We start from the raw sequence: 14839 nt of genomic DNA on the forward strand, positions 1-14839 counted from the left end.
AGAGCACTGACGCAAGGCAATTGGGATTCGGCCCCGGGGGTCCGGGGGCTTGCCCCCGAGAGTTTCTGGGGGTTCGGGGGCGAAGCCCCTGAGAGTTTCGAGAGTTGAACCAACCGAGTCCGCCCCGTCGACTGCCAAGAGGGGGCGGACTCGGTGGGGCCGGCGCGCTCGGCGCCGGTGCGAGGACCGGCTGCGTTCAGTCCTCGCTTCCGGTTCCCACCGCCAGAGCTGTCGTGATGATCGCCGACAGGGGTGGGAGTTTGGTGTCGCGCGCGGGCGGTGTCACCCAGTGACACCCCTCGCGGGTCCAGCGACCCAGGCCGGTGGGCAGCATGACCGCGCTGCCGACCGCCGGAATGCCGATGTCGAGGGTGTCGAGCACCTCCATGATCTGTGCGCCGGGGCGCGAATCCGGTTCGGCCAGCAGGCTCCAGCGGATCTGCCGGGCCAGCATGGGCGCGCCCTTGTGTCGCTGTTGCAGTGCGCTGCGGACCTTTTCGGCTCGAGCGACCGGCAGGTGCACCACCGCGATCTGCGCGGTGACGGGAAGCATGACGAATCCGCCGCGTTCGGTGACCGGCAGCCCGAACTCGTGCCGGTAGTAGGAAACCCAGTCTTCGACTGTTCTGAGCTTGTCCGCGTTCACATCCCCGCCTCCTTCCCCTGACCACAAGGGTCGCCTGCCGGTGGCCGTTGTGAACACGCCCGCACACCCGCCTTCCACTGCCTTTCCGCCGCCACTATTACCGATACGTATAACGCCTGGTACCTAAAAGGTTTCGGATGTGGTCGCGGCCTGTTTCCGCTCGTACCCTGGGTATCGGAGTTCGTTCGGAAGGGATGGCACCGTGGTCCGGCACTGGTCAGGCAAAGAGGCCCGGGCCCTCCGCGATGCCAAGCGCATGAGTATCCGGGAGTTCGCCGCACACCTGGGTGTGCACGAGCGACTGGTCTCGAAATGGGAGGCCGGGGGCGATCGGGTGCATCCCCGTCCCATCAATCAGGCCGCTCTCGATACTTCCCTTGCCCGGTCCGACGATGTTGTGCGGGCACGGTTCGCGGCCTTGATCGACCAGCCCTCGAGCGACCGCCCCGCCGTTCCCGGTTTCGATGTGCGCCAAGGCGGTTCCGAGCTATGGAGCGGGATGCCCGCGCAGGCCAGTTATTCCAGCGACGCGGAACTGCTGGCACTCGTCGATACGGGTGCGATGAGGGGCGATGCGTTAGCGGCGATTTCGGAGAGGGATCTGATCATGGCGGCTGCCCATGAAGCAAGCGAGCACGCCGGCAGGGCGGAGAGCACCAATGTGGGTGCGACCATGTTGGAACAGCTCGACGCCGACGTCACTCGGATTGCCAACGAGTACGTCCACATGCCGCCGGTGCCGATGATGGTGGAGATGCTGCGGGTGCGCCGGCGGGTGTACCGGTTGCTCGAAGGCCATCAGCGTCCCGCCGATACGTCGCATCTGTACCTTTTGGCGGGCACTTTGTCCGGTCTGCTGGCGAATGCCAGCACCGATCTCGGCTATTTCGACGCCGCCGGCGAACAGGCCAGGGCCGCTTGGGCTTACGCCGAACTGTGCGAGCACAATCCGCTGCGCGCCTGGACCCGCGGCATGCAGGCCCTCATCGAATACCGCGCCGAGCGGCCCCGCCGCGCGGTGCTGCTGGCCCAGAGCGGGCACCGCTACGCCGAATCCGCGACCTCGCGGGTGCGGCTGCTGAACATCGAGGCCCGCATCTGGTCGCGGCTGGGCAGCACCCACGACACCGAACGCTGCATCCGCGCCGCCGACGACGCCCGCGACGGCGAATCCAGCGACACCCTGCACGACGAGGTCGGCGGCGTGTTCGGGTTCAACCAGCCCAAGAGCCACTACTACGCCGGCGCGACCTACATCCACCTCGGACAGGCCGAGCCCGCGCTGGAGGCCACCAACCGCGCCATCGACCTCTACGTGAACGGGCCGACCGACAAGCGCTCCTACGGCGCGGAATCGCTGGCCCGCGTGGACAACGCCGCCGCGCACCTGATCAACGGCAGCCTCGACGGGGCCGCCGCCGCGCTCGAGCCGGTGCTCGAACTCGACGAGGACAAGCGCATCGCCCAACTCGAGGAGCGCCTGTCCGCCGTGCGGCAGCGACTGGCCAGCCCGGAGTTCCGGGACGCGGGCGAGGCGCAGGACCTGGACGAAAGGATCGAGGAGTTCTGCGGCAGCACCGCGGCCAGGAGTGTGCTGCCCCCGGATACCGCTCGGTAGCTCCCGTGTCGGACGCAAAAAAAGCTGGTTGCGTCCGAATGGCACCATTGTTCGGGTGAGCCCACAGAGTCACCTACCGCATCGGTCCCCGCGCGTCCTGGAGCAGTCCACCAAACTCCAGAACGTTCTCTATGAGATCCGGGGGCCGGTACACGCACACGCGGCGCGGTTGGAGTCCGAGGGGCACCGGATCCTGAAGCTGAACATCGGCAATCCCGCGCCGTTCGGGTTCGACGCGCCCGACGTCATCATGCGCGACATGATCGCGGCGCTGCCGTACGCGCAGGGGTACAGCGAGTCGAAGGGCATCCTCCCGGCGCGGCGGGCCATCTTCACCCGCTACGAATTGGTGCCGGGCTTCCCGGAATTCGATGTGGACGACGTCTACCTGGGCAACGGCGTCTCCGAGCTGATCACCATCACCATGCAGGCGCTGCTCGACAACGGCGACGAGGTGCTGATTCCGGCGCCGGACTATCCGCTGTGGACGGCCATGACCTCGCTCGCTGGCGGCACCCCGGTGCACTACCTGTGCGACGAGTCCAACGGCTGGCAGCCGGACATCGCCGATATGGAATCCAAGATCACCGACAAGACCAAGGCGATTGTCGTGATCAACCCCAACAACCCCACCGGCGCGGTGTACTCGGCCGAGGTGCTGCAGCAGGTGGTGGATCTGGCCCGCAAGCATCAGCTGCTGCTGCTGGCCGACGAGATCTACGACAAGATCCTCTACGACGACGCCAAGCACATCTCGCTGGCCACGCTCGCGCCGGATCTGCTGTGCCTGACCTTCAACGGCCTGTCCAAGGCCTACCGGGTCGCGGGCTACCGCTCGGGCTGGCTGGTCATCACCGGGCCCAAGGAACACGCGGGCGGCTTCCTCGAGGGCATCGATCTGCTCGCCTCCACCCGGCTGTGCCCGAATGTGCCCGCGCAGCACGCGATTCAGGTCGCGCTCGGCGGGCATCAGAGCATCGACGATCTGGTGCTGCCCGGCGGGCGGCTGCTGGAGCAGCGGGATGTGGCCTGGGAGAAGCTCAATACGATTCCGGGCGTCTCGTGCGTGAAGCCGACCGGCGCGCTGTACGCGTTCCCGCGGCTGGATCCGGAAGTCCATGAGATCCACGATGATTCGAAGCTGGTGCTGGATCTGCTGCTGCAGGAGAAGATCCTGATGGTGCAGGGGACCGGGTTCAACTGGCCGCATCACGATCATCTGCGCATCGTCACGCTGCCCTGGGCGCGCGACTTGTCGGTCGCCATCGAGCGATTCGGCAACTTCCTCGCCAGCTATCGGCAGTAGTTCCGGCTGAAAATACTCGATCGCGGGGTACATGCGGGGTACGCTGGAGTACCGGCGCGCGCTCCGATGTACCCCGTTTGACCTGCGCGAATCCGCTTCTGTCCGTTACTGGACACCTCCTAATGATGCCCATGGCGCAGGTGGGACCCTGGCTAAAACAGACCGCAGGTACGAAAAAGTTCGGTTTTTAGAGACTTAGCTAGCGCAAAGAACCGTCTTTTGTGTACAGTGGTCCTCGGCACCTAGAGTGCCCCGGCCGGACCGCCTACCCCCCCTGGGCCGTCCGGCCCTGCATTGGCTGGCCTACCCCCCCTGGGCCACCTATGCCGGGCGGCGGAGACATCCCCCTGCTCTCCGCCGCCCCTCCCGCAAAATTCAGCGGAACAACCTCTCAGCATGTCAGAAATGATTTTCGTTTAGGCTCGCTGCGTGAGCGATCACCACCATCACCATCACGACCATTCCGGACCCATTGCGATCGGAACGAATGCCGCCCGAGTCGTCGTCGGGTTACTTGCCGTAATCGGAATTGCCGTGATTGCGGGGCTGGTCTGGTTGTGGCCGAGTGCGCAGCATGTGGATATTCCATTGCCAATGCAGAACGGCGGCGGCGGGGCTGTCAGCTCCGAGGCCGGGACTGTCGTCAAGCAGGATCTCGGGCCTTGTGGGGATGCGTCCAATGGCAAGGTGTTCGTGGTCGAGCCGGAGTTGTTGCCGGCGGCGCAGCAGCAGTGCGCGCGCAGTGTGGTGGCGATCAATTCCGGTGCGGACAAGGGGAGTTGGACGCTCTTCGTGAATTCGCCTACGCCGGATCAGCCGAAATTGAGTGTGGGGGACAAGATTCGGATCGTGCCGCAGAAGGCGCCGAAGACCGCGCAGGATCCGAATCCGGCGACCATCTACTCGTTCGACGATTACGCGCGCGGGCTGCCGCTGACCATCATCGTGATCGTCTTCGCGGTGGTGATCATCGCGGTGGCGCGGTGGCGCGGACTGCGGGCATTGATCGGGCTCGTCATCGCGTTCGGGGTGCTGGTGATGTTCCTGCTGCCCGCGCTGCTGGACGGCAAGCCCGCCATTCCGGTGGCGCTGGTCGCGGGCGCGGTGATCCTCTACTCGGTGCTGTATCTGGCACACGGGGTGAACCTGCGCACCAGTTCCGCTCTGCTGGGCACCCTGACCTCGATGGTGGTGGCGGCGGTGCTGTCCTGGGTGTCGCTGAAGATCACCCACCTGACCGGGCTGTCCGAAGAACAGAACACGAATGTCGCCGCCTACATCCAGCATGTGAGCATCACCGGACTGCTGCTGGCCGGATTCATCATCGGCTCGCTTGGTGTGCTCAACGACGTCACCATCACGCAGGCCTCGGCGGCCTTCGAACTGGCGGCCCTGGACGAAAAGGCCACCCGGCGCGGCATTTTCGCCGCCGCCATGCGGGTCGGCCGCGACCACATCGCCAGCACCGTCTACACCCTGGTGCTCGCCTACGCCGGTGGCGCGCTGCCGCTGCTGCTGCTGTTCAGCGTGGCCGGGCGGCCGATCAGCGATGTGCTGACCGGCGACGCGGTCGGCATCGAGATCGCGCGATCCGCGGTCGGCGGTATCGCGCTGGCGCTGTCGGTGCCGCTGACCACCGCCATCGCGGTGCTGCTGGCCCGGCCGCTGGGCGCCAAACCGGCCGCCGCGCCCGCGGGTGCGGGCGCCAAGCGGACGCGAAGTGGTGCGGCACAGCGGAATACGCCGCGTCGCGCGGGGCAGGCGGCCGGATCGCGCACCGGCTCGCAGCCACTGGCGACCCGGACGGGATCGCAACCCGCGGTGCGACGCACCGGAACCCCGCGCACCGGTGAGCAATCGGCAGTGCCCCGCACCGGATCTCAGCCGGTCGTCCGGCGCGGAGACGAGGGTGGTCCCCGCACCGGCGAATATCCGGCGGCGCCGCGCGTCGGCGGTGGTGAACCGCCGACCGTGCCGAGAACCAGTGTGGTGCAGTCGAATCCGGAGCCCGGGCATACGACCTCCTCCTGGTTCAACCGCGATGAGCCGTGGAGTGAGCCGGAGCGGCCGGAGCCGCGGAATCTGGGATGGCCGGAAGGCGCGGGCCAGAACTGGCCGGAATCGCCGGACGAGGGGTGGCCGGAACCGCCGCGCGGCGGGCGGCACTCGCGGCCCTAGCGCGAAAGCCGTTGCGAGGGGCGTGTTCCCGGGGGAACACGCCCCTCTCCGTCAGGTGCGGGGCGTCGCAGCCCGATTCGGCGGTTTCGGGTTCGCTGCCCGCACCTGACGGGTCTCGGTGGCAGACGGTCAGTGGATCATCTGCCAGAGTGCCGGGGCGGCAACGGGCGTCCAGCCGGGGTCGTAGACCGTGTGCGCCTGCAGGCAGCGGTAGCGCATGCCGTCGTAGGTGACGATGTCACCGATGTCGTAGTGCGCGCCCACCTTCCACGCATCGGCGGCGGGCTGGCCGGGCGTGGTTGTCGGATGCTGGTGACCGGTGGTGGTCGGCGGCGTGGTCGTTGCGGGCGGTGTCGTCGTGACCGGTGGCGTGGTGGTCGGCGGCTTTGTCGTGGTGGGCGCGGCTGTCGTGGTGCTGGGCGGCGTTGTGGTGGTTGTGGTTCCGCCGCCACCACCGATCTGCAGGTCGATACAGGAGTAGAAGGCGTTGACGGTGTCGCCGATGTTCCAGACGGCCAGCAGCTTCTGGCGGCCGCTGAAGCGGCTGAGATCGACTGTGTGACTGACGCCTTCGGCCGGGGCGGGATTATTGCCGCCGTCGAAGGTCGCGACCTTGGTGTCGCCGATGTAATACTCCCAGTTCTGGGTGCGGTGCAGGGCGGAGAAGGTCCACGTGAAAGTCACCGAGCTGCCTACGGATTGGACCTTCCAGGGCTTGGAGTCGTCGTCGAGTTCCGGGAAGCGTGCGTTGCCGCCGCTGCATTTGTTCGAGCCCTTCGGCGCTTCCACGCTCTGTGGCTCGTATTTGATATCGCCGCAGGATAGGAGTCCCTGGGCGCATTGCGCCTGTCTGCTCAAGGGTGCTGATACGTAGCCGTGGGCTTGGGCCTGGGTCGCGGGCAGGATTGCGACGATAACCGGTGCGATGCCGATGGCCCCGAGCATGGACAGACTTCTTCTTACGAGCACGTGAAACCCCTTGGGAGAGTGGGGCAGCGGGGGCCGGCATGCTGTCCCATGACGGATCTAGGATGTGATCCAGACCACTTTGTTGCAGAACTGTGCTCTAAAAAATATGACTCGGTAACGCTTCGGTCAAGGGCCCTGGCCTAGTTGGCCGAATTGTGTCATCGCCCAGCAAACTTGATCATGGGCACGGCAAACTTAACTCAGCGGTAGCGGGAAAATTGAAGGGACAGCACCGCATTTGCGGAAAAAGTCCGGGAGGGTTCAGAGCGCCGTCCGCGCCGCATCGCACAATGCGGCCACGCCGTCGGCGTCGGTGGCGAAATGGTCGAAGCCGCTGGGCACTCCGAATTCGGCGAACGAGACGTCGGAATCGGGCTGCGGGCGGCCCGGCACCGGAATGCGCACGGCCGCATGCAGATCCCGCGTCCCGGTCAACTCGATCACCCGGCGGGCATTGTCGGCGCGCAGACCGCCGCATGCCATCACGTCGATGCGGCCGTCGGCGAGGTTGACCAGCCGCGCGATCAGGGACGCGCCGTCCAGCACCGACAGCTGCCGTCCCGAGGTGAGCAGCCGGGTGAAGCCCAGCTCCAGTAATTGGTCGAAACCCGCGTAGGGGTCGGCGCAGACATCAAAGGCGCGGTGGAAGGTGACCTCGAGATCGTCGGCCGCGGCCAGCAGTTCGGTATTCGCCGCCGGATCGATGTGCCCGTCCTCGTCGAGCACGCCGATCACCACGCCATGCGCCCCGGCCGCGCGCGCCCGCTCGATATCGGTGCGCATGAGCGCCACCTCCTCGGCCGAATAGCGGAAGTCGCCCGGCCGCGGGCGGATCAGCACGTGAACCTGGGTGTGCCCCGCCGCCTCCACCGCCGCCTCGATCAGCGCCGGACCCGGCGTGAGACCCCCGACCGTGAGGCCCGAACACAATTCCACCCGGGTGGCCCCCGCCTGTTCGGCGATCCGGACCCCGCCCAGAGACTCCACCCCGATCTCGACCCGAACCGCCCGCGCAACCGTCATACCCTGCAGTATGGCGAACTCCCGCCGGGATTGTTGCCCGAGGTTAACCGCTACGGCCGCGACGGCGGCCGCAACGCTCGGGGAATCGCCAGGTCGGAGGGGGTAATCCGGCCCGCTCGAGAATTCGAAAAGGGCGGCGCCACCCGCAGGTGGCACCGCCCTTTTCAATCCGGTTCGGCTGCCCGAGGTTTCGGGCCCGGACCTAGTTCTTCTTGCCCGGCGCCTTCATGCCCGACTTGAAGCCGAGCCCACCCGGCTTGGCGGCGGGCGGCTTGGCCGCACCATTGCCTTCGGAGGTGCCGTTGGCCTCAGACGCACCGGCGCTCTCCGAGGCGGCCGGTTCGGCCGGAGCCGCGGCGGGCTCGGCCGGAGCCGGTGCGGCCGGAGTCTCCGGAGCTGAATCGGCCGGAGCGGCAGGCGCTTCCGGAGCCGGAGCGGCGGCGGGGGCGGCCGCACCCGGAGCCTTCGGGCCGGGGCGCTTCAGGCCGGACTTCATGGCCAGACCCTTGGCCGCGATGGTCGGCTTGGCCTCGGTGGCCGGAGCCGATGCGGCCGGAGCCTCGGTCGCGGGAGCCTCGGCGGCCGCCGGAGCGGCAGCCTCGGCCGGAGCGGCCTCGGCGGCGGGCTTGGCGCCCGGAGCCTTGGCGGCGCCCTTCATCTGGAGGCCCTTGCCGCCGGGAGCCTTGAGGCCGCCCTTCATGCCCAGCCCGCCCGGCTTGGCGACCGGGGTCGCGGGCTCTGCGGCGGATGCGGCCTCGGCCGGTGCGGCTGCGGCGGGAGCCGCGGCGGCGGAAGCGGATTCGTCGGCCTTGGCACCGGGAGCCTTGGCGGCGCCCTTCATCTGCAGGCCCTTGCCGCCGGGAGCCTTGAGGCCGCCCTTCATGCCGAGCCCGCCCGGCTTGGCGGCCGGGGTCGCGGGAGCCTCGGCGGCGGGCGCCTCGGCGGCCGGGGCAGCCTCGGCCGGAGCCGCGGCCTTCGCGCCCGGCGGCTTGAGCCCGCCCTTCATGCCCAGGCCCTTACCGCCGGGAGCCTTGGCGGCACCCTTCATCCCCAGACCGCCACCGGCAGGAGCCGCCTTCGGGGCTTGGGCGGGCGCCTCGGCCACGGCGGCTTCGGCCTTGACCGGTTCGGGTTCGGAAACCGGTTCGGGCTCTTCGACCTTCGGGGTCTGGATGACCTTCAGGTTCTCGGTCAGGGTCGCGGCATCCACGCGGTCGATGGACTGCAGCATCAGCTGCGCGACATCGACGACCTCGACGCCCTGGCCGACCTCGCCGCCGTCCTTACGGGCGGTGACACCGTCGGTGAGCATGACCCGGCAGAACGGGCAACCGGTCGCGATCATCGACGGCTCGTTGCCGCCCTTGAGGGTGTCGAGGGCTTCGTCGACGCGGTCGATGTTGATGCGCTTGCCGAGCTGCTCTTCCATCCACATGCGCGCGCCACCGGCACCACAGCACATGGAACGCTCACCGTGACGCGGCATCTCGACCAGCGTCGAGCCCGACGCCTCCATCAGTTCCCGGGGCGCGTTGTAGATCTTGTTGTGGCGGCCCAGGTAGCAGGGGTCGTGGTAGGTGACGTTCTGCGCCACCGGCGACACCGGCACCAACTGCTTACCGCGCACGAGGCGGTTGAGCAGCTGGGTGTGGTGGACCACCTCGTAGGTGCCGCCGACCTGCGGGTATTCGTTGTTCAACGCGTTGAAGCAGTGCGCGCAGGTGACGACGATCTTTTTCTTCGCCTGCTCGACACCCTCGAACACGTTGTTGAGGACTTCGATGTTCTGCATGGCCAGCTGCTGGAACAGGAATTCGTTGCCCGCGCGGCGGGCCGAGTCGCCGGTGCAGGTTTCTTCCTGACCCAGCACCATGAACTTCACCCCGGCGGTGGCGAGGAGTTCGGCGACGGCCTTGGTGGTCTTCTTGGCGCGGTCTTCGTACGCACCGGCGCAACCGACCCAGAACAGGTACTCATACCCGTCGAAGCTGTCGGCGTCGCGGCCGTAGACGGGGACCTCGAAGTCGACCTCGGAGATCCAGTTGAGGCGGTCTTTGGCGTTCTGGCCCCAGGGGTTTCCCTTGTTCTCCAGGTTCTTGAACAGTCCGGCGAGTTCGGAGGGGAACTCCGACTCGATCAAGACTTGGTAGCGGCGCATGTCGATGATGTGGTCGACGTGCTCGATATCGACCGGGCACTGCTCCACACACGCACCACACGTGGTGCACGACCACAGGACCTCGGGGTCGATGATGCCGTTGACATCCTCACCACCGACCAGCGGACGCTCCGCCTCGGCCCGCGCGGCCTCCGAGATCTTCGCCAGCGCACGCTCGTTCGGCTTGCCCTCGGCATCGACGAGACCGATCTCGTCGCCGCCCATATCCTTACGCCCACCGGCCAGCAGGTACGGCGCCTTCGCGTACCCGTGGTCGCGCAGCGACATGATCAGCAGCTTCGGCGACAGCGGCTTACCGGTGTTCCAGGCCGGGCACTGCGACTGGCAGCGACCACATTCGGTGCAGGTGGTGACGTCGAGGATGTCCTTCCAGGAGAAGTCCTCGAACTTGCCCACACCGAAGGTGTCGTTGTCCGGATCGGCGGTCTCCATCTCGATCGGCTTGCCGCCCGACATCATCGGCTTGGCCGCACCGAGGGCGACGGTGCCGTCGTCCTCACGCTTGAAGTAGATGTTCGGGAACGCCGCGAACCGGTGCCAGGCCACACCCCAGGTGACATTGCGGCCGACCAGGAGCAGGAACAGCGCGCCGGAGCACAGCTTGATGAACGCGAAGATCGACACCATGGCGATCGACTCGGGCAGCAGCTTGGCGACCTGCTCGGTGAAGAAGTCGCTCCAGGTGTGGGATTCGCCGTAGGTGGCGATCTTGCCGGCCTTCACCATGACCATGCCCAGGCCCTCGACGAGGACGATGGATTCGATCACATACGCGGGCGCGAACCTGGAGCCGCTGAACCGGGACAGCCGCGCGGGCACGCGCGGGTGGTTCAGCTGGCGGATGGCGATCAGCACCAGGATGCCGACCACCGTTCCGATGCCCAGGATTTCGTCGACCAGGTGGTAGATGCCCCAGGAACCGATGATGGGCCAATGGAATTCGGGGTCGAAGATCTGGCCGTACGCCTCGAACCACAGGATGAACCCGAGCAGGAAGCCGATCATGACGAGCCAGTGCGCCCAGCCGACCGTGCGGAATTTGTTCATGCGCGTGTGCGCGAGGAACTCCACCATCATGGTCTTGAAGCGGGGGAAGAACGGCCGCCAGCGATCGGGCGCGGACTGCCCGACCATGACGGTGCGCGCGATGTTCCGCACGCCTCCGATGAACGATGCCCAACAGAAGACTGTGAACACCGCCCCAATCGTGCCCAGCGTCACTGTCAGGGCATTCATGTCGCGACCTCTCTTACGGTTCTACGAGCCAGTGGCGAGGCAGCCTGGTTCCGCCTCGGGTTGCACGTATCCTAATGGACGGTAAGTTACTCGCCGGTAACTTAGCTGTCCAGGGTTTCCCACACCGTAAATCCCGGCAATTCGCGGCTGTAACCAAGGGCAGGCTTACTTCGAAACGCCTTGTCCTGCCAAAAGAAACGAATCTCGCAAATCGTAGATCGATCGACTAGGCTCACGCTGTCCGACAGCTGTGTGCGTATTCACATGCTCGGGGAGGACAAGTCCTAGCGCGTGGCTGGCCCGAGGGAAGCCGGGTCTCGCGTGGCGAAGAGGCACACAGCGGATTACCTGATGACGGATTGGAACCAACCGAATATGAAGCTTCGCAGCACCACTGCGGCGGCTGCCCTGGTCATCGGCGCAATGACCGTGGGGATGACGACCGCTCACGCCGACGACGCGGCCGTGCCCGCGCCGGCCAAGCCGGCGGGGATCGACTACTCCAGCAAGCTGGTCGATGCCAAGTTCGTCGACGGCAAGATGGTGCAGGACAAGACCATCGTGTCGACCCTGAAGAACGGCGTCTTCGAGCTCAGTGAGAAGGACGGTGCTACTCCGGAAGATCCGAAGCAGACCATCGTCAACGTCAAGGATCTGCAGGGCGCAACCGTCGTCTCCTTCCCGCTCAACTACTCCGTGGCCGGAACCAAGATTCCGGTCAAGGCCGAGCTGAAGGCCGACAACACCGTTCTCAATGTGGTGCCGGAGAAGCCCGCCGACTTCGACGCCGCCAAGCTGGGCACCTTCAACAACCCGGTGATGGTGCTCAAGGATGTCGCGTCGCCGGTCGAGGACCAGCGCGCGATGAACAACTTCACCACCGAGTTCGGCCTCGCCACCGCCATCGGCGGTTTCGTGGGCACCGCGGTCGGCGTCGTTGTCGGTGGCGCGATCGGCATCGCGCTCGGCGCGATCGAGTGCCTGACCGTCGTGGGCTGCCTCGCCTCCATCCCGACCTTCGTCGCGCTGGCCGGCATCGGCGGCATCCTCGGCACGATCGCGTTCGGCGCGCCCGCGCTGGGTGTCGCCGGCATGGACCTGATCAACACGCTGCAGGCGGCTCCGGGCACCAGCAAGTGGAGCGACGCGAACATGAACGGCCCCAAGTAGTTCCGAATGATCGCCGGGAGTGATTCCGGCGAACATCGCGGCGGACCCGCCCTGGAAACAGGGCGGGTCCGTTCGCGTTTCAGGCCGCGAGGTCGAGGCGTCCGGTGAAGGTCTCGGTGCCCTGCGCCCGGCCGAGACGGCCGTAGGTGCGTTCGGTCATCGTGTAGCCGCCGTCCTCGCGCACCAGTAGCACGGTGCTGCAGCGGGTTCCGTGGATCGGATGGCGGACGAAGCGCGCCGAGGCGGCGCGCTCGGTGAGCCGGTCCAGGCCGGTGGCGGGTAGTTCGGAGTCGGCAGCGCGGGTGCGGTCGGCCAGCACCCGCAGGTAGCCCGCGACATCGCCGGGATTCGCGGTGGCCACCGCGTGCAGGGCGCGCACGCCCTCGCGCACCTTCGGCCAGACCGCGTCGGTGGAATCGGCGGAGACGGTCCCGTCCGGATCGAGGGAGCCGACGAGCGCGTTGTTGGACAGGCCGTGGAAGCCCGGCGGCAGTTCGCGCGGGGCCCGATCGCTCCGATTGCTGTGCCACCACAGCGTTTCCAGGTCCGAGACCAGCATGTTGTAGCCGTTGTAGTCGTCGGCCGCCGCGGCCACCCCGCGCGCGAACTTCTCCGGAACCGTATCGCCGCTCAGGAAATCCAGCATGAGCGCGCCGCGCGAGCGGACGTCGGTGCGGAACTCGTCCGGCAGGCGCACATTGGTGACCGTCGCGAATCTGCGGCGATCGGGCAGGAATCCGAGCCAGGTCCCGGGCACCGGACCGGCCGCGCCGCGATCCCGGCCCGCCAGCAATCCGGGCACCTCGTCCCAGCGGCGCAGCGATTCCGTTGGGCGGGTGAAGAACTCCTCGCGATTGGCGGCCACGATCAATCGGTACTCCGGATGCGTCCGCCAGCCGAGCAACACCAAACACATGTCTCCAGCATGCCGGAGAGCAGGCGGTCCGGCCTATGCCCGATCACTCCCGTCCCATGCCTCCCTGCCGCCACATCGCTGCCACAAGGGGTCCCGGGTACCCCAACATGCGAAAAGGCCGGTAGCTGTTGAGCTACCGGCCTTTTCGAGGATGCTGGGACTAGCTGGTGCGGACCCGCAGACCCGGGTTGTCGGAGAGCACGGTGCTCACCGGCTGCGCGAACAGCTGCGGGGTGTTGCCGGTGATGAGGCCGATCAGGTTGGGGATCTCGCAGATCGGGTAGTCGGCGACCGATGACGCGCTGGAGATGCCCAGGGCCAGGGTGCCGGTCACCAGCGGGCCGCCCGAATCACCGGGCAGGGCGCAGATATTGGCGGAGAAGGACTGGGTGAGCAGGCGGTCGCCGACCTGGACGGTCTGGTCGACGGCGTTCACCACGCCGCAGCTGAAGCCGGTGCGCGCACCGGACTTGCAGACCGGGGCGCCGACCACGGGCACGGCCACGCCGGTGATGCTGATCGGGCCCGCGCCGGGGACGCTTACCAGCGGGTTGGAGAAGGCGTCGCGGAACTGGTCGTTGATGCCGACGATCGAGTAGTCCTGGTTGCCGAGGATCGACTTCTGGAACTGGCCGACCTCCGGGCCGCGGCTGTCGCCGACGAGCTGGTACACGCTCGGCGAGTTGGCGCCGCCGGTGGCCGCGATGTTCGGGTTGCAGTGTCCCGCCGTGATGTTCACGACGTTGCCGTTGCCGTCGGTGCCGTTGAAGCCGAGCGAGCAGCGCAGCGACATGCGGCCCGCCACCGAGGCGTAGGCCTCACCGGCGGCGATCGCGCGCGGCCCGGAGCCGGCGATCGGGGTGGCCTGCGGGACGTCCTGGCCCTCGCCGCCGACCGGCGGTGCGGCCATCACGATCACGCGGGCCGGGTCCACGAAGCCCGGCAGCGGCAGATCGGGCTTGTCCACCCGCACCGCGATGCTGTTGTTCAGGGTGTCGATGGCCACGCCCCGAATGGCCTTCGACACGGACTCCGGCTGATCCTTGAGCCACTGCTGGAAGGCGTTCTTCTCACCGCGCAGCGTGGTCTCGCTCTTGCTCACGTCCTTGGCGGTGAAGCCCGCGTCCTGCACGGCCTTGCGGGCCTGGTCGACACCCTCGCCGGGGGCCAGCGCCACGATCGCCTTGCCGGTCTCGTCCAGCCACGCGCCGCCGAAGACCTGCGGGAACTGCCGCTGCGCGGTGGTGGCGAAGGTGGCCACCTTCTGCGCGACGTCGGCGCGGTTCAGGTAGTCCTGCGGGGAGATCTTGAGATCGCGGGTGATGGCGGTGATCAGCGCGGCCGGAAGATCCGGGGTGGGGTTGGCGGGCTCCGCGTGCGCACTCGCTGCCAGGGGTCCGGCGACGAGCACAGTGGTGGCCGCGATCGCCGCAGTACGGACAAGGGACCGCGGGTTTCGACCCGCGGCAGGCATGGAGAAGCGCATACGTGGCAGGAGCATGGCCCCGACTATATGGTGTCGCGACCGTTATGCCTACTTATTGCGAGGTGACGTTTCGGTATTCGCGGGGCAAACAGCGAGCGTGTCGGATTATGGC

General features: G+C 67.3%; 9 protein-coding genes and 1 pseudogene. 4 read left to right on the forward strand and 6 right to left on the reverse strand.

All coding sequences use genetic code 11. The features are described from left to right. Positions 1-196: 196 nt before the first annotated feature. On the reverse strand, positions 197-646 hold the full coding sequence (locus tag ACAM49_RS07135) for a hypothetical protein (RefSeq protein ID WP_369634645.1): 450 nt from the start codon (positions 644-646) through the stop codon (positions 197-199). 256 nt (positions 647-902) lie between these two features. Between ACAM49_RS07135 and ACAM49_RS07140 the strand changes: the two genes are divergently transcribed. The 3 genes and pseudogenes from ACAM49_RS07140 to ACAM49_RS07150 all read left to right on the forward strand — a co-directional run. Then, positions 903-2264 (forward strand): XRE family transcriptional regulator, encoded by a 1362-nt coding sequence (locus tag ACAM49_RS07140; protein ID WP_369634646.1) that lies wholly within the window; start codon positions 903-905, stop codon positions 2262-2264. A 46-nt stretch (positions 2265-2310) separates the two neighbouring features. Further along, positions 2311-3570 (forward strand): pyridoxal phosphate-dependent aminotransferase, encoded by a 1260-nt coding sequence (locus ACAM49_RS07145; protein ID WP_369634699.1) that lies wholly within the window; start codon positions 2311-2313, stop codon positions 3568-3570. Positions 3571-3999: 429 nt separating this feature from the next. Continuing rightward, positions 4000-5244, forward strand: a pseudogene (locus ACAM49_RS07150) (YibE/F family protein); the annotation flags it as partial. 633 nt (positions 5245-5877) lie between these two features. Here the strand turns inward: ACAM49_RS07150 and ACAM49_RS07155 are convergent. The 3 genes from ACAM49_RS07155 to ACAM49_RS07165 form a co-directional block, all read right to left on the reverse strand. Then, the gene (locus ACAM49_RS07155; RefSeq protein WP_369634647.1) at positions 5878-6693 is read right to left on the reverse strand and encodes a lytic polysaccharide monooxygenase; all 816 of its coding nucleotides are present in this window, start codon (positions 6691-6693) and stop codon (positions 5878-5880) included. Positions 6694-6978: 285 nt separating this feature from the next. Continuing rightward, complete coding sequence (locus ACAM49_RS07160; RefSeq protein ID WP_369634648.1) at positions 6979-7740, reverse strand: copper homeostasis protein CutC; 762 nt, start codon at positions 7738-7740, stop codon at positions 6979-6981. Between the two features lie 202 nt (positions 7741-7942). Next, positions 7943-11155, reverse strand: coding sequence for a heterodisulfide reductase-related iron-sulfur binding cluster (locus ACAM49_RS07165; RefSeq protein ID WP_369634649.1), 3213 nt, complete (start codon positions 11153-11155; stop codon positions 7943-7945). 375 nt (positions 11156-11530) lie between these two features. Between ACAM49_RS07165 and ACAM49_RS07170 the strand changes: the two genes are divergently transcribed. Next, positions 11531-12325, forward strand: coding sequence for a hypothetical protein (locus ACAM49_RS07170; RefSeq protein WP_369634650.1), 795 nt, complete (start codon positions 11531-11533; stop codon positions 12323-12325). 79 nt (positions 12326-12404) lie between these two features. On the opposite strand, the gene ACAM49_RS07175 is transcribed toward ACAM49_RS07170, so the two are convergent. Together ACAM49_RS07175 and ACAM49_RS07180 are read right to left on the reverse strand one after the other, a co-directional pair. Further along, positions 12405-13241, reverse strand: a complete 837-nt coding sequence (locus ACAM49_RS07175; protein WP_369634651.1) for an NRDE family protein — start codon at positions 13239-13241, stop codon at positions 12405-12407. 160 nt (positions 13242-13401) lie between these two features. Further along, the gene (locus tag ACAM49_RS07180) at positions 13402-14742 is read right to left on the reverse strand and encodes a S1 family peptidase (protein WP_369634652.1); all 1341 of its coding nucleotides are present in this window, start codon (positions 14740-14742) and stop codon (positions 13402-13404) included. Between the last annotated feature and the right edge of the window lie 97 nt (positions 14743-14839).

It is taken from the genome of Nocardia sp. JMUB6875 (genome assembly GCF_041154655.1).
Taxonomy (GTDB): Bacteria; Actinomycetota; Actinomycetes; order Mycobacteriales; family Mycobacteriaceae; genus Nocardia.

Excerpts from the sequence above, each read along its gene's own strand:
- ACAM49_RS07180 (WP_369634652.1), bottom strand. The coding sequence starts at position 14,742 with ATGCTCCTGCCACGTATGCGCTTCTCCATGCCTGCCGCGGGTCGAAAC.
- ACAM49_RS07155 (WP_369634647.1), bottom strand. The coding sequence starts at position 6,693 with ATGCTCGGGGCCATCGGCATCGCACCGGTTATCGTCGCAATCCTGCCC.
- ACAM49_RS07160 (WP_369634648.1), bottom strand. The coding sequence starts at position 7,740 with ATGACGGTTGCGCGGGCGGTTCGGGTCGAGATCGGGGTGGAGTCTCTG.
- ACAM49_RS07175 (WP_369634651.1), bottom strand. The coding sequence starts at position 13,241 with ATGTGTTTGGTGTTGCTCGGCTGGCGGACGCATCCGGAGTACCGATTG.
- ACAM49_RS07165 (WP_369634649.1), bottom strand. The coding sequence starts at position 11,155 with ATGAATGCCCTGACAGTGACGCTGGGCACGATTGGGGCGGTGTTCACA.
- ACAM49_RS07170 (WP_369634650.1), top strand. The coding sequence starts at position 11,531 with ATGAAGCTTCGCAGCACCACTGCGGCGGCTGCCCTGGTCATCGGCGCA.
- ACAM49_RS07140 (WP_369634646.1), top strand. The coding sequence starts at position 903 with ATGAGTATCCGGGAGTTCGCCGCACACCTGGGTGTGCACGAGCGACTG.